We start from the raw sequence: 17862 nt of genomic DNA on the forward strand, positions 1-17862 counted from the left end.
CCGGATGGAGGCCGGGGGGCGCCCGGCGGCGATCCTCATCGCAGGGCCTACCGCGTCGGGCAAGTCGGCGCTGGCCGCCCGGCTGGCCGAGCGCCACGGCGGCGTCGTGATCAACACCGATTCCATGCAGGTCTACGGCGATCTGCGCCGCCTCACCGCCCGGCCCGACCCCGACGAGGAGGTCCGCGTGCCCCACCGGCTCTACGGCCATGTCGACGGAGCCGTGAACTACTCCGTGGGACAGTTTTCCCGGGACGTGACCGCACTGTTGGCGATGCTCGACGGCTGCCTGCCGGTCTTCGTCGGCGGCACAGGCCTGTATTTCCGGGCCCTGGAACAGGGCTTTTCGGAGTTGCCGCCGGTACCGGAGGCGGTGCGCGCGCAGGTGCGCCGCGAAGCCGAGGGCCGCCCGACCGAGGCGCTGCACGCCGACCTCGCCCGGCACGACCCCGCGGGCGCGCTGCGCCTGCGCCCGAGCGACCGCATGCGGGTGATGCGTGCCCTGGAGATATTCTTGGCCACCGGCCGGCCCATTGCGAGTTTCCATGGCGACCCGGTGCCCGGGCCCTTGGCCGGCCAGAACCTTCAAAGGTTATTCCTGGCTCCCGACCGCACGGTCCTGCGCACCCGCATCGACGCCCGCTTCCGGACGATGATCGCCGAAGGTGCGCTGGATGAGGTGTCCCGCCTGCGCGCCCGCGCGCTCGATCCGATGCTTCCGGTGATGCGCGCGCACGGCGTGCCGGGGCTGATCGCCCATCTCGACGGGGCAATGGATCTCGAGGACGCAATCGCACGCGGCCAGGCCGACACGCGGGCCTACGCCAAACGGCAGGTCACCTGGTTCCGCCACCAGATGGGAACCGGCTGGCGCTGGCTGGACCCGGAGGCGGCGGCCGAGCTGTGACGGATGCGCTGCGCTCACGCCTCCTGAAAGGCTCCGATGTGCGCGCATCGGCTCTCGCGCAGTGAGTCGCGCGCTCCTCTCCCCGTCCGCCCTTCCCATCCCGCGAAAAATCGGGAACGATCCCGTCGCTTTCCCACCCATGGACCGGTGCCTGTGAGCTTGGACGACCCATCGCCGCTCGCCCGCGCCACACCGGAGGGCGTCTGGCCGATCGATCCGGACCCGCGTCTCACGAGCCTCCCCGGCCGCCAAATCTGGCGCTTCGCCGGCGGGCGGCCGGTGGCGGCCGAGGTAGCGGGGGTCGCAATCGCCACCGGGGATGCCCGCATCGCCCATCTCGGCATCCGCCGGGATGCCGAAGGTCGGCCGTTCCCGGGCGCCTTCGCGTACGCCCCCGGCACCGGCGTGGCCCTGGGTCCGCCGGTCCCGGTACCGGCCCCGGAGATCCTCGACGTCGAGGCCGAGAGCGTCACCGAGGTGCCGCTGCCGAGCGGCGTGCCTCTTCTGATCCGGGCCGGGCATCCGGCGGCGCTCTACCTGTTCCAGGAGAATCTGGGCGCGTTCGAGGGCTGGGACGGAAGCAGGTTCGGCGGACTCGGACGGCTGCCCCCGGCTCCCGTAGGGTCGGGCCTGACGGCGAGCCGCCGGGGCATCGCCTATGCCACCGCCGACACGCTGGTCGGCGTGCGGCTGCCGCAGCTCGGGTCCCGCCTGGACCATGCCGAGGTCCGGATGCCGGGGCTGCGCTTCCTGTCGGCCCCGTGCTGGCGGGGCGGGGACATCCTTGCCCTGGGCGCGCGGCATGGACGCCTGAACCTGTGCCGCATGGCGGCCGCATCGACCGTCCTCACCGTGCGCGACCTCGACGCCCCCGCGCCGGATGCGGATTTCGCCGGCCCCTGGATGAACCGGCTCGGCGATTCGTTCTGGACGGGTCCGGATGGGTTCGTCGCCTGCCGGACGCTCGATGACGACACCCGGGTCTCGCCCTGGCCGGACAGCTTCGCGCCGGTGGTCGCCCAGGCCCCGTGGCGCGACCGCGCCGACCTGCACCATCAGCTCGGCATGATCGCGGGCCGCTACCACGTCGCCGCCCTGGCATCGGATCCCGGACTCCACGGGCTCGACGGGCCGCATCTCGCGGCCGGGGCTTGCACCTATGCCGGCGCGGAGCGGTTCGATGTGCCCTGGCAGGCTCCGGAGGAGACGCTCAACCTCGGCACCCATACCGGCAACCTGCTGGTGCCGCGCTTGGCGATGGCCCGCGACACAATCCTGCTCGCCCTCGACATTCCCGGCCCACGCGGGGGCTTCCTGCGCGGCGAGAGCCTGCCGGCGCCCGTGACCGGGCACGTGCTCCACCACGCCCATGGGGCCGGCCTGCGCCGGCTGCCGGTGGGTCTCGCGGTGTCGCGGATCGGCGACGCGCGGGCGCTGGTGCACGATGGCGTGCTCTACCTGTGGAGCCGGTCGGAATGCCGCTGCCACGCCCTGCGGCTGCGCGCTCCATGAGCCGGGCGCTCCTGCGGGCCTTGCTGATGCTCGCCCTCCTGCTCGGTGGGCGCGCGCTCGCCGATGCGCCGGTGCGGCAGGTCTTCCTGGTGCAGGATTCCGGCTGGATGGAGCCGTTCCTCACCGCCGAGGGCTCGCAGTTCCGGCCGCTGGTGGAGGCCCTGGTGGCAGCGGCCCGGGTCCCGGGGGCCGACCTCGCCGTGGCGACCTTCGACCAGGACGGGCAGGTCCCGGGCCGGCCCTCGCCGCGCATCCTGTACGAGGGCGCCTACGACGCCGCGCGGGTCCGGTCGGCGATCGCGGCGATCGACCTGCCGCGCAAGGCCGGCAGCGCCGCCTATGCCGACGCCGACTTCAACGGCGCGCTGCTCGGCGCGATCCGCACCGGCCTGCGCGGTCGGGATGGGGTGATCTGGATGATCACCAACAACAAGAACAGCCCGGGCAACAGCGCCGAGGTCGAGCGGAACACCGCCGCCTTCTACGCGGCGCTGCGCGGGTCGGACGCGATCAGCCGGATCGTCGCCTACCCGGTTCGGATGCCCCTGAAGGGTCGCAACTTCTCGGAGGGCGGCTTCGTCATCTACGGCATCGGCTACGGCGCGGCCGGCGGCCGGGCGCTCGAGGCCGCCTTGGCCGCACCCGGACTGAAGGCCCTGTTCAGCCATCCGCCGGTGAGCCTGAAGCCGGTGCTGACCGGCGGCCTGACGCTGCGCTTCGATCGCCTCGACGCCGGCGGGTTGCAGGCCGGGCTGGAAAACGGCGTGCTGGTGGTGCGCGGGGCCGACGCCTCGGCCGGGACGGTCCTGCGGCTCACCGCCCACCTGCGGAACGACCTCTATCCGCAGCGGGTCGCGGCGGCCCGGCTGGCGCTGCGCTGGAGCGAAGTGGGGGCCGGGCTGGCGCAGGCGGCGGTCTCGCCCGCCGACATCGCCGACCTGGCGCCGCAGGCGGAGAGCGGGCCGCTCGCCGTGGTGCTGACCCTGCCCCCGATCCCGCGTCCGGGCGGCCTCGCCGGGCTGGTGTCCGACGGCCGCACCGTGGATGGCACACTGACTCTGCGCCTCGCGGACTTGCGCCTGGCGCTGGATCCGGCCTTCCTGGAACGGGTGCGGCCGATCTTCGGCAGCGGATTGTTGTCCGGGGACAAGATGGGCGGGCCGGTTGGGGATGCGAGCGCCGTGGAGGGCCGGCTGCCTGGCCTGTTCCGCGATTATCGCGGCGTCTCGGAAGCCTCGGTGAGCCTGCCGGTGCGGATCGAGGCGGCGTTCTCGCCCTGGCCGCTCATCGCTGCCGCCTCCGGCGGGCTGGCGCTCGCCGCCGCCGCCGGCCTCGGGGCGGTGGCCGCCACCCGGACCCGGCCGCACACCGTGACGCTCGGCACTGCCCAGAAGCGGGTGAGCCTCAGGCCGTACCGGGCCCAGACGATCCGCGCCCCCGACGGCAGCCGCTGGCAGGTGCGGGCGGGCCTGTGGGGGCCGGCCCGCGCAACCCGTCTCCAGGAGCCCGGATCCGGCGCATGATGTTTTTGTACAGGGACGGCGCTGGGCCTGCCGGGATCGTCCGCGTCCAGGCGCGAACGGGCCAGGATTTCACCATTCCCGCCCCGCAGAACCCGGCGCCCCAGGCCGATCCGCTCCAGACCGCGCCGCCGCCGGCTCAATCCAGCACCCCGGCGAACCCGTTCAGCGGCCTCGAACGGGGGCCGACCACCACGGAGCTGGCGCTGGGCGCCGCCGCCTTATTGGTGCTGGCGGTGCTGTTCCTGTTCGTCCGACAGGGCGTGCGCGCCCACCTGATCAACCGCCGCGCGACGCTGGACGCCGCCAACGGCGCGAGCTGGATGCTGTTCTCCGCGCTGATGCTCACCGCGTCGATCCTGGTGAGCGCCACGGTCGGCCGGCTTTGGCAGGCCTGGGCGGGGCTGGCGGCCGGGTTCGCGCTCTGCATCGTGCTGTTTTGCGCCGCCCTGGTGCTGTTCCTGCGCGCACCCGACCGGAGGCGCTGAGATATGGCTGACACCCGGCCCGCTGCCGAGACCGAGACACTCCTGAAGGTCCGCCCCACCGTGTTCGTGGCGCTCGGCGGCACCGGCATGGAGGTGCTACTGCGCCTGCGCCGCCGGATCCTCCAGGCCGATTGGAACGGGACGCGGATCAGCGCCCTCGACCAGTTCCCGGCCGCATCCTTCCTGTACTTCGACACCGACACCCTGGAGGCCCGCGAGGCCGGCCGGGCGGCGGCCACCGATGCACTCTCGGCGAAGGTGGCGTTCCGCGAAGGCGAGACCCTGCAGAAGGCGGTCAACCTCGCCCGCTACCAGGCCGAGCGGCGCAGCTACCCGCACATCGATTCCTGGCTTCCCGCCCGGGACCTGTCGCGCATCGACGCCTCGAAGGGCGCCGGCCAGATCCGCGCGATCGCGCGGCTGCTGTTCTTCGACGAGGTGCGCAACTTCACCGACCGGCTCACCGCCAAGGCCGGCGCGGTGCTGGCCAACGTCTCGAACGAGGCGCAGCTGCGCGCGCTGGGCCTCGACACCTCCACGGACCTGCGCGTCGTCGTGGTGGCGTCGGTGGCCGGCGGAACCGGCTCCGGGGCGGTGATCGATGCCGGCTACGCGATCTCCTCGTTGGAGACGCCCAAGCGGCCCGACGCGGTCGACCTCTTCCTGGTCCTGCCCTCGGGCTATGTCGGGGCCAACAAGGACCGGGTCTTCGCCAACGGCGTCGCCACCCTGTCCGAACTCGAATACGCCATGCGCGGCAATCCCGAGCCGCCCTATGTCGAGAGCTGGGGCGACCACGCCCGGGTGGCGCGCGGGGTCGAGCGGCCGTTCAGCGACGTCTACCTGTTCGACACCCAGAACCTCGCCGACCAGCGCACCGGCGCGATCGGCGACCTCTACGACATGATGGCCGACGTGCTGTTCGAGGATTTCGGCAATTCCGAATTCTCAGGCCGCAAGCGCTCGACGGGGGTCAACCAGACGCAGCACAAGATGCGCAAATGGGCGCCGCCGAGCCCGGACCGCGCCGGCCGCGCCGCCCTGTTCTCGCTGAACTACTCGGCGCTCGGCCAAGCGGTGCTCGCCACCCGCGGCAGCCTCGAATTCGAGGAGCACGCCGCCCGGGCGGGCCTCGGCATGGTCGAGGCGTTCTTCGGCGTCGCCCGCGGGCAAGGGGAGCGTCTGGCGGAGCGTCACATCCCCACGGTGGAGGAGCGCGACCGCTTCGCCGCCGACCGGCTCGCCCTGCGCTTCTCCGCCTTCGAGGCGTTTCCGAAGGTGCTCCAGCCGGCCCCGCCCGGCATCCCCGAATACGACCTTGTCGGCACCCTGCTGCAGCGGGCGGACGGCTCCTCGATCCAGGAATCGGTGGCGCTGGGCGTCGAGGAGGCGGTGGACGCGATCAAGGCCGAGATCGCCAGCCCCCGGGACTGGGCGCCGAACCTGCGCAAGGCAGCCGAGCGCCTGCGCGACGACATCCTGGGCCGCACCGGCTCGGGCTCCGCCTACGGTCCCCGCGGCGCCGAAGTGCTGGACGTGCGCGCCAAGCTCGAGGCGGCCTGGCTCTCCGACCGGGACGGCGCTTTGCCGGCCGCGCTCTATCGCCTCCTCGACGACCAGGAACGTGGCGGCCTCGACTACGCCCGGGCGCTGATCGAGGGCGTGAAGGACCTGATCGAGGCCGATGGCGGCGCGCTCGCCCGGCTCACCGGCGCCGCAGACACCTACGCCCGCCTCGCCGACGAGATGCTGGCGGAGCACTTCTCCGCCTCGCTGAGTCGGCTCGACCAGGTCCGCCCCGGCCTGATCTTCTCGCACCGGCGTGACGCCGAGCGCTACCTGGAGCAGGCCCGGGAGGATCTGCGCGGCTCCTGCGTCCTGCGCATCCGGGCCGTGGCTGCCCGCGAGGGGGCCGAGCTGCTGCGCCGGGTCTCCGCCAGGCTCGGCGCCCGGACCGGGCGCGACCCGGAGACCGGCGTAGCCCGCTACGACGGCCTGCTCGGCGCCCTGAACCAGGGCCACGAGGATGTCGGCCGGCTGATGCGCGAGCTGCGCCTCGACATCGCCGAGATCCGCAACGCCATCGAGCGCCCGTCAGGCGGCACTTTCCTGGTCCTGCCCTCCGGCGACCTGCCGGACAAGATCGCGGTCGCCCCGGCCGAGCAGCTCGCCTGGGCGCGCGAGGCATTCCGCGCCTATGGCGGGTCGCGGGCGATCTTCGCACTGCTGCGCGAGGAGGAGACCCGGGCCGACCTGCTCAACGCCGTCCGCGAGATGGCCCGGCGCCGGCTCGGGCCGCACCGCGCCCGCATCCCGTCGGCGCTGGATGCGCTCCGCGAATTGCCGCCCGCAAAGCAGCGCGAGACCCTGGAACTGATGCTGCTGCGCTGCATGCCCTGGATCTACGCACGGTTCGACGCCTTCAGCCCGGGCGGCGACCAGTTCAAGACGATCCTGGCGGTGGAGGGCTCGCGTGCCTTCCAGGCGGAATTCGGCCCGATCCTGCGGGCGAGCCTGCCACCGGTGCTGGGCGCCGGAGAGATCGGCTTTCTCGAATCGAGCCAGCGGGGCCGCATCGTCTGCTACTGCGAGCTGTCGGGCGTACCGCTCGACGTGCTCGGTCCCCTACGCCGCGACTGGCGGACCGCCTACGCGCAGGAACTGGACCGCCTCGACGCGATCCCGCTCCACAACCACAAGGACTATCTCCGCTTCCCGGACCCGGTCGCCCCCTCGGCCGAGGAATCGGATGCCCTGCGCGAGACCCTGTCGCTGTTCCTGCGCGCGGTCTGCCTCGGCCTGCTCCAGCGCGCTCCGGAGACCGGGCTGTGGCGCTTCGCGTTCGAGCCGGGGGACTGGCGCAGCGTCGGGTCCGAGCGGACCCTCCGGCGCAAGCTGTTCGACCGGGTCCAGCGCGAGGCGATCGCGGCCCAGGTCGCTGAAGCCGAGGCGGCCCTGTCGCCGGTCCAGACTCTGGCCATGGCGGCCCTGTTCGCCTGGACTGCCAAGCGCGCCTACGCACCGCGGCGCGAGACGGTGAACTTCGACGCCGAGGCCCGGGTCGGCGGTGTCGGCAACGCGGTCGCGGTGTCGCTTGCTCTGCGCTGGCGCCAGGCTGCCATCGAGGCCGGCGGCCTACCGGGGGATCCGGACCGGCTGTCCGACGCGCTGCTCGCCCGGGTGGAGGACTGGACCAAACCGATCCCGGGCAGCCTCGCCGACGTGCCCCCCGAGGAGGCCAACCGCGACCCGGCCGACCCGCCGCTCCTACGGGCCGTGGACAAGCGCGTGATCGAGCCCTCAGCCTTCACCACGGAGGGCCTGATGCGGCTCGCCAACCCGGCCGCGTCCGTCCCGCCGCCACCGCCGCCGGCTGCTCTCTTCCACGTCTACCGGGACACGGTCGAAGGGCCGTTCCCGCTCGCCGAACTCGTCGCACAGGCGCGCGCCGGCACCCTGAGCGCAGCCACCCAGATCCACCCGCAGGGAGGCGCCTGGATCGCCGCCGCCGACCATCCGACACTCGCCCCGCTGCTGGCACCACCGCCTCCGCCGCCGCCAGCGCGCTGAGAGCGTTTTCGGTCAACGAGGGTGGTGGTCGAAGGATTCACACCAGCCACGCATCGCCACAACCTGCGCCCGGGCCGCCCGGATCGCCGAGCGGGCGAAGCGGCTATTCGCCGAAACGGGATCCGGCTCATCGCCGGCCAGCACCGTCCGGCTGAGCGCGGTGAGCGCGGGGTCGCCCCAGGCGTCGAGCAGGCTTCCGAACGCGGCGTGGCGGGCGGCGTCGAAGCCGGACCGACGGCCCGTCGCGTCCTTGGCCGGGTGCGCCGGGTGCAGCGCCGCGCAGGGCACGAGGCCCGCCGGGATCGGAGCGGTGGCCGCATGCGTCCGGCCGAGCCGCAGGAGCTTGGGCAGGATGTGCGTATGCGGACCCGGCGCGCTCGCGCCGCCGACCGGCGGGATCGGCGTGTAGACCTCGATCCGGCCGATGCGCGCCAGGAACACCCGATGCGGGCTTGTCTCGAGCAGGATGGGTCCGACCGGATTGCCGGGCGCGAAGATCGGTCGCCCGCACGCGGCTCTCAGACAGTCGATCAGGCCGGGATCGGCCACCCGCACACAGGCATCCACCGCCCGGAGCCCGAGGCCGAGATCGAACAGGATTGCCCCGCGATCTTGCGCCCGAGAAGCGGCATCGTCCGGCCCGAGTTCGGTCAGCACGGCGCGGCAGCCCATGGCACAGGCTTGGGCAGGCAAGCATAGGGCGACCGCCTGGCTCCAGCCGTCGGTGAAGCCGGTCTCGTAGGCGAACGGCACCAGATCCTGCGTCGCGGCGAGAGCGACCGCGCCCCGCGGCGTCACAAGCCCGATCCGGCCGCCCTCGCGGGACACGACGGGCTCCGCCGGATCCCGGGAGAAGGCCGCCACAGCCCCGTAGGCGCCGAGGCTCCAGGCGCAGGCCGGGTCGGCGAGGTGGTCGCGCAGCAGGGACTCGACCGAGCCCGTCATCGGCTCTCCTTGGACCGCATCATCCTCGAAGCCGAATCGTTCTTGCCAGAACTGTTTTGGCGAAACCCGTTCCGGCCAAGACTGCGCCCCCGAAAACAACCACCGAGACAGCCGCTCGACCGGCGGCCCCGCAGCCAACACGCCTTGACACGGCCGGCGAATGACCGGAAGTCGCGCTGCGATCATCGAGGTTGATCTCGGCGCGGCCGGCGCGATGCCCGGGACGACCGAGGCGGAGAGGTCCGCGGGGCTGCCCGGCAGCATCCGCGGGGAGGGGCGCGCTGGCATGGACGTGGTCGAGACCGAAATCCCGGACGTGAAGCGCATCAAGCCGAAGCGCTTCGGCGACGCGCGCGGGTGGTTCTCGGAGACGTTCCGAGCCGATGCGATGGCCCGGGCCGGGATCACCACCCCGTTCGTGCAGGACAACCAGTCGTTCTCGGCGCCGCAGGGCACAATCCGCGGCCTGCACTTCCAGGTCGCCCCGCAGGCCCAGGCCAAGCTGATCCGGGTGCTCCAGGGCACGATCCTCGACGTGGCGGTGGATATCCGCAGCGGATCGCCGACCTTCGGTAAGTACGTGGCGGTGACGCTCGACGCCGAGGGCGGCGAGCAGCTCTACATCCCGCACGGCTTCGCCCACGGCTTCTGCACCCTGACCCCGGACGTCATGGTCGCCTACAAGGTCGACGCCTATTACAGCCCGGAGCACGACCGGGCGCTGGCCTGGGACGATCCCGAGATCGGGATCCCGTGGCCGGTCTCGGGCGAGGCCGCGATCCTGTCCGACAAGGACCGCCGCGCGCCCCGGCTCGCCGATCTCGGCCGGGTGTTCTGATCCCGCGTTTCCGGCCGCCGTGCGGCCTGGCCGTATTTCCGTCACGCCGGGCGGTCTTTAGCTTCCGGCAGTTCATTTCCGCACGCGAACGATTTGAAGGGGACCCACCATGCGCATTCTCGTGACCGGAGGCTGCGGCTTCATCGGCTCGGCGCTGGTGCTGCACCTCGTCAACGATCTCGGCCACGAGGTCTGCACCCTCGACGCGATGACCTACGCGGCCAACCCGATCTCCCTCGCGCCGCTCGCCGACAACCCGCGCCACCGGCTGGTCGAGGCCGACATCTGCGATCGCGCCGCCGTGCAGGCCGCCATGGCCGACTTCAAGCCGCAGGCGGTGATGCATCTGGCCGCCGAGAGCCATGTCGACCGCTCGATCACCGATCCGGGCGCGTTCGTGCGCACCAACGTCATCGGCACCCAGACCATGCTGGACGGGGCCCGCGGGTATTTCGAGACCCTGCCGGAGGCGGAGAAGAAGACGTTCCGGTTCCTCCACGTCTCCACCGACGAGGTCTACGGCTCGCTGCCCCCGGAGGCGTTCTTCACCGAGGACAGCCGCTACGACCCGCGTTCGCCCTACTCGGCCTCGAAGGCGGCGTCCGATCACCTGGCTCGCGCCTGGCACGAGACCTACGGGCTGCCGGTGCTGGTGACCAACTGCTCGAACAATTACGGCCCGCGGCACTTCCCGGAAAAATTGATCCCGCTGATGATCCTCAATGCCCTCGAGGGCAAGAAGCTGCCGGTTTACGGCGACGGCCTGAACGAGCGCGACTGGATCCATGTCGAGGACCACGCCAAGGGTTTGGTCGCCGTGCTGGAGCGTGGCCGGATCGGCAACACCTACCTGCTCGGCGGGCGGGCAGTGCGCAACAACCTCGCGGTGGTGAAGGCCCTCTGCGCGGCCTTCGACCGGCTGCGGCCGGCGAACGGGCCCCACGAGCAGCTGATCAGCTTCGTCACCGACCGGCCGGGCCATGACCGGCGCTACGCCATCAACTGCACCAAGGCCGAGACCGAGCTCGGCTGGAAGCCTCAAAAGACCTTCGAGCAGGCGCTCGAAGAGACCGTGGCCTGGTACCTCGACAACGAGAGCTGGTGGCGCCCGATCCGCGAGGGCCGCTACACGGGCGAGCGCCTCGGGCTGACCCGCTGATGGACTTCCTGGTCCTCGGCGGCGCCGGCCAGGTCGGCACCGAGCTGCAGGCCCTGGCCTGGCCGGTCGGAGTTTTGGTGCACGCGCCGAGCCGCGCCGAGCTCGACATCACCGACCCGGGCGCCGTCGCCCGGACCCTGGACGCGCGCGCCTACCGGGCGGTGATCAACACCGCCGCCTATACGGCCGTCGACAAGGCCGAGTCCGACGTCGTCGAGGCCTGGCGCCTGAACGCGCTCGCCCCGGCGATCCTGGCCGCCGCGACGGCCCAGAAGAAAATCCCGCTCGTTCACGTCTCGACCGACTACGTCTTCGCCGGCACCAAGCCCGACCGCGCCTATGCCCCAGACGAGGCGATCGACCCGCAGAGCGTCTACGGCGCCAGCAAGGCCGCGGGCGAACTCGCCGTGCGCACTGCCAACCCGCGCCACGCGATCGTGCGCACCGCCTGGGTGGTGAGCCCGCACCGGGGCAACTTCGTCAAGACGATGTTGCGGCTCGCCGGCGAGCGCGACGCCCTCACGGTCGTCGACGACCAGCATGGCTGCCCGACCTCCGCGGCCGACCTCGCCGCCGCCCTGGCGACCATCGCGCAGCGCTTGGCCGAGGATGCGGACGCGCCCACCGGCACGTTCCATTATGTGAATGCCGGCGCCACCACCTGGCACGGCTTCGCCGAGGCGATCGTGGCCGGGTCCGCCCGGCGCGGGGGCCGGTCGATCCCGGTCACCGGCATCCCGACCTCCGCCTATCCGACACCGGCCCGGCGGCCGGCCAATTCGCGCCTGTCCACTGACAGCCTGACGGCGGCCTACGGCCTCGCGCCGCGGCCCTGGCAGGCGGCGCTCGACGACATCCTCGACCGGCTCGTGGGGCCGGTTCGAGAGGGAGCTTCCAAGCCATGAAGGGCATCGTCCTGGCCGGCGGATCCGGCACGCGCCTGCACCCGGCCACGCTGTCGATCAACAAGCAGTTGCTGCCGGTCTACGACAAGCCGATGATCTACTATCCGATCTCGGTGCTGATGCTCGCCGGCATCCGCGAGATCCTGATCATCTCCTCGCCGGAGCACCTCGACAACTACAAGCGCCTGTTCGGCACCGGCGAGCAGTTCGGCCTGCAGTTCAGCTACGCGGTGCAGCCGCGGCCGGAGGGCCTGGCCCAGGCCTTCGTGATCGGGCGCGACTTCGTGGGCACCGACGACGTGGCGCTGATCCTGGGCGACAACCTGTTCTTCGGCGCCGGCATGAGGGAGTTGCTGAACCAGGCGCGGTCGCGCAAGGACGGCGCGACGGTGTTCGCCTACCACGTCGACAACCCGCAGGCCTACGGCGTGGTCAATCTCGACAAGAGCGGGCGCCCGACCAAGATCGTCGAGAAGCCGCAGAACCCGGAATCGACCTGGGCGGTGACCGGTCTGTACTTCTACGACAACCAGGTGCTCGACATTGCCGCCGCCGTGAAGCCGTCGGCCCGGGGCGAGCTGGAGATCACCAGCGTCAACGAGGCCTATCTCGAGCGCGGACAGCTCTATGTCGAGCGGATGTCGCGCGGCTATGCCTGGCTCGACACCGGGACGCATGACAGCCTGCTGGAGGCCAGCGAGTTCGTCCGCACCCTGCAGAACCGCCAGGGCCTGCAGGTGGCCTGCCTGGAGGAGATCGCCTTCCTCCAGAACTTCATCACCCGCGACCAGCTGATCGCCCGCGGCGAGATGTTCGCCAAGACCAATTACGGCCAGAACCTGCTTCGCCTCGCACGCGAGAGCGAGGACGAGTTGGCGCTGCGGTGACGCCCGAGTGAGAGATCCGGGGCCGAATCGATGGCCCCGGAACGGTCTGGATCGGAAAAGGCCTACTTCGGCGCGCAGCCGATGCAGATGCCCTGCGAGATCTTGTCGTCCTCGATCTGCTGCCGGGTGCGGTCGCGGCGGTCGTTGACCGTGGCGGCGCCGGCGCCGGAGGCGGGTGGCATGGTCTGGCCGACCGACGAGGTGTGCGGCGCCGTGATCGTCGAGGTCGGCCCCCCGCCGGTGCCGGTCTGAGCCTGTGCCGATGCGGCCGTGTTGGCCAGCACCGGCAGCAGGGCCGCGAGGCCGAGGATCGTGATCGTGCGGGTCATCGTGGTGGGATCTCCTTGCCCGGACCTAACGCGAGCGTGACCGCCCGGTTCGCCTGCCCCCGCGAACTCTCCCTTTGTTCGCCTTTGCAGAGGCGGTCCGGCGCCGTATCAGGGGCCGCCGATCCCCGATCCCGTGCCGAAACCCCGGAGCCGCCGCGACGATGCGCGACCCCAACGCGATCGACTTCTGGCGCGGCTTCGCCCTGGTGACGATTTTCATCAATCACATCCCGGGCAACACCTTCGAGCGCTACACCTTCTCGCAATACGGCATCTCGGATGCCGCCGAGCTGTTCGTGTTCCTGGCGGGTTGGTCGATCGGCATCGCCACGCGCGGGCGCGACGGCAAGCCGGAGGCCGCGGGCAAGAGCGTGGTGCGGCTGCTCGCCCGCACCGTGGAGGTCTACCGGGCGCAGCTCACCGTGATGCTGCTCGCCCTGGCGCTCATCGCCGGCGCGGCGCTGCTGCTCGACAACCCGCTGATCCTGGAATGGCACAATGCCGGCGGGTTCTTCGCAGACCCGATCCAGTCGGTCTGCGGCATGGCGCTGATGACCTACCAACTCGGCTTCTTCAACATCCTGCCGCTCTACGTGCTGCTGATCGGCATCGCACCGATCTTCGTGCTGGTCGGCCGCATCAGCCTGATCGCGGCGTTGGCGCTGTCGGGGGGCATCTATCTCGCCAGCCTCGTGTTCGAGTGGAACGTCCCGTCCTGGCCGGGGGAGGGGGATTGGTTCTTCGATCCGTTCTGCTGGCAGGTGCTGCTGGTGCTGGGTTTCGTGCTCCAGGGCTGGAGCCTGCGCTCGGACACCCTGCGCCGCTGGTCGCGGCGCCTGGTCCCGGTCGGCTTCGCCATCGTCACCGTCGGCGTCGTGCTGGCCGTGACCGAGATCCGGCCGGATCCCCTGATGGTGCCCGAGCCGCGGCTGCTGTTCACGTTCGAGAAGACCTACCTGACACCGGCGCGGCTTCTTCATTTCCTGGGGGTATTGCTCGCCTTCGCTCCGCTTTACGCACTTATAGCTCCCCGAATCGGGGTCGTCGGGCGCTATCTCAGTCAGCTGGGCCGGAACTCGCTGGCGGTCTTCTCGATGGGCTCGATCCTGAGCCTGTTCGGGCAGCTCGTGCGTTTCCAGACCGGCGGCGGCGTGCTGGTCGATATGCTGGTCGCCGGAAGCGGCCTGGTGGGTCTGGGGTTCACCGCATGGTTCGTCGAATGGCGCACCCGCAGCAAGTCGTCCCGGCCCCGGCCGTGAGGCGCAGGCGCGCCTCCGGGATCCGCCGGGCGCTGGCCGGCCTGATCCTGGGTCTCGCGGCGCCGATCCTGGCGGTTGCGGCGGAGCAGCCGGCGGATCCGGGTCCGGGCGATCAACCCGGCCTGTCGCTGGAATGCCGGGTGCCGGGTGCGCAGCTCTACACCATGGCCAAGCTCGGCGCGGTCCGGACCGCGCTCAGCGAGAACCGCGCCCTCAAGATCCTGGCGATCGGCGGCAGCTCCGCGCCGGGCGCCTCGGCCTCGTATCCGGCCAAGCTCGAAGCCGCCCTGGAACGGGCCCTGCCCAAGATCGACGTGACCATCGACCACCGCGGGCTGCCCGGGGAGATCGCCTCCGGGGCGTCCGAGCGCCTGCGCACCATGGTGGCCGAGGCGGAGCCCGACCTCGTCGTCTGGCAGGTCGGGACCCACGACGCCATCGCCCGGGTGGATGCCGACGCCTTCGCCAGCTCGCTGAGCGAAGCCGTGGCCTGGATCCGCTCGCACGGGATCGACGTGGTGCTGGTCGATCCGATCTACACCGCAAGCATGGTGGCGGATGTCGACTACAACCGGATCGTCGACGCGGTCCGGACGGTGGCGAACGAGCAGCAGGTGCCCCTGGTCCGGCGCTACGAGGCCCTGCGCTACCTGTCGAGCCGAACCGAGAAGGGTGAGAGCCACATGCTCGGGCGGCAGTTCCGGCTGAACGATCTCGGCCTGCGCTGCATGGCCGAGCACGTGGCGTTGACCATCGCCACCTCACTCGCCCGGACCGAGGCCGCCCCGGAACCGACGACCGCGCCGGGCCCCGCGCCCTTAACCGAGCCGCAACGCGCCCCGGGCTAGACCCCTCATCCCGAGACCGTTCTTCGGCGGTGACTGGAACAGCGTCCTGGATACAGGATCCGAGGATCCCGCGTCCGAGGATCCCTGGTGTCTGGCGCCGCCTTCACGGGATCGACGGGCATCATCCGGCTTCGAAGGCCGGCCCCGCCTTCAGGGTGATGCGCGAAATGAGCCCGGCGCGGAGCGCGTAGTGTCAGCCACGGCCGTCCCAGCCCGCTCCCTGCTCGCCGCCGCCGGCCGGCGCCTGCATGCCCTGCGAGGCGGCCCGGCGCGGGCCGCGCTTACCGTCTTCGCCATCCGGGTCGGCGCGGCCGGCTTCGCGTACGCAGCGCAGGTGCTCGCCGCCCGGCTGATGGGCTGGGACGCCTACGGGGTGTTCGCGTCGGTGTGGGTCTGGACCGCGATGCTGGGCCATACCCTGACGCTGGGCCTGTCGCAGGGCGCCTGCCGGTTCGTTCCCTGTGATCAGGCCCGGGGCGACCTCGACCTGGCTCGCGGATACATCCGGGCCGGCGCCCTGGTGACCGGCGGGGCGGCCATCAGCGTGGCCGCCCTCGGCGCGTCGCTGCTGTGGCTCGAGCCGGGCCTGTTCGCTCCGGCCTACCGGGCGCCGATCGCGGTGGCTGTGTGCGTGATGCCGCTCTTCGCTCTCCAGGATTACCTCGAAGGGGTGGCGCGCAGCCAGAACTGGGTCGGTCTCGCCATCGCGCCGCCCTACCTGCTGCGCCAGAGCCTGATGATGGCCTGCATGGTCGGCGCCGTCCTGCTCGGAGCCCCACCCCGGGCCGAGGTCGCGATGGCCTGCATGCTGGTCGCGGCCGCGATCGCCACGGCGCTCCAGGCCGCCCTGCTCGTGGCGCGCCTGCGGGCGGGCCTGCCGGCCGGGCCGCATCGCTATCATTGGCGGACCTGGCTCGGCACGAGCCTGCCGATCGCCGGGATCGACCTGGCCAATGCCGGCTTCACCTTCGTGGACGTGATCGTGCTCGGCGCCCTGGTGAGCCCGGCCGAGCTCGGCCTGTATTTCGCCGCGACCCGGATCCAGCAATTCGTGGTGTTCGTGCACTTCGCCGCCAGCGCGGCGACGCTTCAGCGCTACAGCGCCGCCCAGGCCCAGGCCGACCGCCCGCTGCTCGCCGACCTCGTCCGCCGGCAGGGCCGGCTGACCGCCGCCGCCACCCTGCTGGTCGGCGGCGGGATCGTGGTCGCAAGCCCCCTGCTGCTGGCGATGTTCGGCCCCGGCCTCGGCTCCAGCGTTCCGATCCTGGCCGTGCTGGTGGCCGGCAGCGTCGCCGCCAGCCTGTTCGGCCCCGGCGAGGACCTGCTGACCATGCTGGGCGGGGAGCGCCTCTGTGCCGGCATCACCGCCGCCATGCTGATCGCCGCCGCGCTCCTGTGCCTGGTCCTGATTCCACCGTTCGGAACCCTGGGTGCCGCGTTCGCGGTGGCGCTGGCGACGATCACCCGCGCCATGCTGCTGGCCGGCGCCGCGGGACGCCTGCACGGGCTGCCGACTCCGATCTGGTCCGCAGGAGCGACGCGATGATCGTCCACGCCGCCGCCGCGTTCGGAAGTCCTCCCGGCCTGGCGGCCTCGGTCGGTCCGGCCCCGGATCCGGAGGCGTGGGACGCCTTGTTCACCGCGAGCGCCACGCCCCACCCCCATTACGCGCACCACTCGGTCGCCGCACACCAAGCCACCGGGATGCTCCCCGAGGCTGTGAGCTTCGTCACGGTCCACCGCGGGGATCGCCTGGCCGCGCTCCTGCCGTTCGCGCTCCGGCGCGACTTGACCGGCCTCGGTGGCCGGGTCGCACGGCCGTTCTTGTCGCCGCTGGTGACGGCCACGGCGCCCCTGGTGATCGACGGCCCCGAGCGCGCCAGCGCGGTCGAGGCCCTCGTTGCCGGCCTGGAGCAGGCGTCCGGCGGCCGGGCCTGGCGCTGGCCCCTCCTGCCGGTGCAGGACGGCGCGGTGCCGGAGATGCTGGCGGCCATGCGCGCGCGCGGTTGGGTCATCGGCACGGTGGCTGCGTTCGAGCGCCCAGTGATGGAGCGCCGGGCCGACCACGCGGCCTTCCTGGCCGGGCATCCGAACCGCTCTCGGTTCAAGGATCTGCGCCGCCGCGCCCGTCGGCTCGGTGAGATCGGCCTCCTCGCGCCTGTGAGCGCCACAGGCGGCCCAGACCTCGCCGCGTTGGTCGCGGCGTTCCTCGCCCTCGAACGCCGGGGCTGGAAGGGTGAAGCAGGGACCGCCATGGCCTGCCGACCCGAGACGGAGACGCTCGCCCGCGCCCTGTTTGCCGAAGGGTCCGGCCCGGTCGGCGTCCGGGCGGATGCCTTGACGCTCGACGGGCGGCCGATCGCGGTCAGCCTCGCCCTGGTCGCCGGGGGCACCGCGACGCTGCTCAAGACCGCCTACGACGAGGATCTGCGCAGCCATGCCCCCGGCCTGCTGATGGAGGCCGAGATCGTTCGCGGCTGCCACGAGACCGGCTTCGCGAACAGGCTCGACTCGGCGACGCTCGAGGGCTCGGCTCTGGAGGATCTCTACCGCGAGCGCACGCAGGTGGCCGAACTCATCGCCCTGCCGCCGGGGGATCGCACCCTGTCCCTGGAGCGGCGCCTGCGGCTGGCTCGGTTCGAGCAGGAGGCGCGCATCGCGGCCAAGAAAGTGCTGCGGCGGCGCTGACGCTCAA

General features: G+C 71.9%; 15 protein-coding genes. 13 read left to right on the forward strand and 2 right to left on the reverse strand.

Annotated features, from left to right (window positions below):
* Nucleotides 1-4 precede the first annotated feature (4 nt).
* The 5 genes from miaA (at nt 5) to FV233_RS31610 (ending at nt 7997) form a co-directional block, all read left to right on the forward strand.
* Nucleotides 5-907, forward strand: coding sequence for a tRNA (adenosine(37)-N6)-dimethylallyltransferase MiaA (miaA, locus tag FV233_RS07795; protein WP_147897153.1), 903 nt, complete (start codon nt 5-7; stop codon nt 905-907).
* A gap of 153 nt (nt 908-1060) precedes the next feature.
* Nucleotides 1061-2419 carry a hypothetical protein gene (locus FV233_RS07800; protein WP_147857108.1) on the forward strand — a complete coding sequence of 453 codons (1359 nt, stop codon included), beginning with the start codon at nt 1061-1063 and terminating at the stop codon, nt 2417-2419.
* Nucleotides 2383-3942 carry a hypothetical protein gene (locus FV233_RS07805; protein ID WP_147897137.1) on the forward strand — a complete coding sequence of 520 codons (1560 nt, stop codon included), beginning with the start codon at nt 2383-2385 and terminating at the stop codon, nt 3940-3942. Before FV233_RS07800 ends, FV233_RS07805 begins: the two co-directional genes overlap by 37 nt.
* Nucleotides 3939-4427: a hypothetical protein gene (locus FV233_RS07810; RefSeq protein WP_147897138.1), complete on the forward strand. Its 489-nt coding sequence runs from the start codon at nt 3939-3941 to the stop codon at nt 4425-4427. The genes FV233_RS07805 and FV233_RS07810 overlap by 4 nt, the downstream gene beginning before the upstream one ends.
* 3 nt (nt 4428-4430) lie before the next feature.
* Nucleotides 4431-7997, forward strand: a complete 3567-nt coding sequence (locus FV233_RS31610) for a tubulin-like doman-containing protein (RefSeq protein WP_147856452.1) — start codon at nt 4431-4433, stop codon at nt 7995-7997.
* Between the two features lie 12 nt (nt 7998-8009).
* Here the strand turns inward: FV233_RS31610 and FV233_RS07820 are convergent, their stop codons facing one another.
* Entirely contained in the window at nt 8010-8942 is a 933-nt protein-coding gene (locus FV233_RS07820) for a hypothetical protein (RefSeq protein ID WP_147897139.1), read from the reverse strand.
* Nucleotides 8943-9228: 286 nt separating this feature from the next.
* Between FV233_RS07820 and rfbC the strand changes: the two genes are divergently transcribed.
* The 4 genes from rfbC (at nt 9229) to rfbA (ending at nt 12731) form a co-directional block, all read left to right on the forward strand.
* On the forward strand, nt 9229-9780 hold the full coding sequence (gene rfbC / locus FV233_RS07825; RefSeq protein WP_147897154.1) for a dTDP-4-dehydrorhamnose 3,5-epimerase: 552 nt from the start codon (nt 9229-9231) through the stop codon (nt 9778-9780).
* Nucleotides 9781-9889: 109 nt separating this feature from the next.
* Nucleotides 9890-10939, forward strand: coding sequence for a dTDP-glucose 4,6-dehydratase (gene rfbB, locus FV233_RS07830; protein ID WP_147897140.1), 1050 nt, complete (start codon nt 9890-9892; stop codon nt 10937-10939).
* Complete coding sequence (rfbD, locus tag FV233_RS07835) at nt 10939-11844, forward strand: dTDP-4-dehydrorhamnose reductase (RefSeq protein ID WP_147897141.1); 906 nt, start codon at nt 10939-10941, stop codon at nt 11842-11844. The genes rfbB and rfbD overlap by 1 nt, the downstream gene beginning before the upstream one ends.
* Nucleotides 11841-12731, forward strand: coding sequence for a glucose-1-phosphate thymidylyltransferase RfbA (rfbA, locus tag FV233_RS07840; protein ID WP_147855039.1), 891 nt, complete (start codon nt 11841-11843; stop codon nt 12729-12731). Before rfbD ends, rfbA begins: the two co-directional genes overlap by 4 nt.
* 62 nt (nt 12732-12793) lie before the next feature.
* Here the strand turns inward: rfbA and FV233_RS07845 are convergent, their stop codons facing one another.
* Complete coding sequence (locus tag FV233_RS07845) at nt 12794-13060, reverse strand: hypothetical protein (protein ID WP_147897142.1); 267 nt, start codon at nt 13058-13060, stop codon at nt 12794-12796.
* 161 nt (nt 13061-13221) lie between these two features.
* On the opposite strand from FV233_RS07845, the gene FV233_RS07850 reads away from it, so the two are divergent.
* From FV233_RS07850 to FV233_RS07865, 4 genes are all read left to right on the forward strand, one after another.
* Nucleotides 13222-14319, forward strand: coding sequence for an OpgC domain-containing protein (locus FV233_RS07850; RefSeq protein WP_147897143.1), 1098 nt, complete (start codon nt 13222-13224; stop codon nt 14317-14319).
* Nucleotides 14280-15167 carry an SGNH/GDSL hydrolase family protein gene (locus FV233_RS07855; protein WP_147897144.1) on the forward strand — a complete coding sequence of 296 codons (888 nt, stop codon included), beginning with the start codon at nt 14280-14282 and terminating at the stop codon, nt 15165-15167. Before FV233_RS07850 ends, FV233_RS07855 begins: the two co-directional genes overlap by 40 nt.
* 190 nt (nt 15168-15357) lie before the next feature.
* Nucleotides 15358-16713, forward strand: a complete 1356-nt coding sequence (locus FV233_RS07860) for a lipopolysaccharide biosynthesis protein (protein WP_147897145.1) — start codon at nt 15358-15360, stop codon at nt 16711-16713.
* Entirely contained in the window at nt 16710-17855 is a 1146-nt protein-coding gene (locus FV233_RS07865) for a GNAT family N-acetyltransferase (RefSeq protein WP_147897146.1), read from the forward strand. Before FV233_RS07860 ends, FV233_RS07865 begins: the two co-directional genes overlap by 4 nt.
* Nucleotides 17856-17862 lie beyond the last annotated feature (7 nt).

It is taken from the genome of Methylobacterium sp. WL7 (assembly GCF_008040085.1).
Lineage (GTDB): Bacteria > Pseudomonadota > Alphaproteobacteria > Rhizobiales > Beijerinckiaceae > Methylobacterium > Methylobacterium mesophilicum.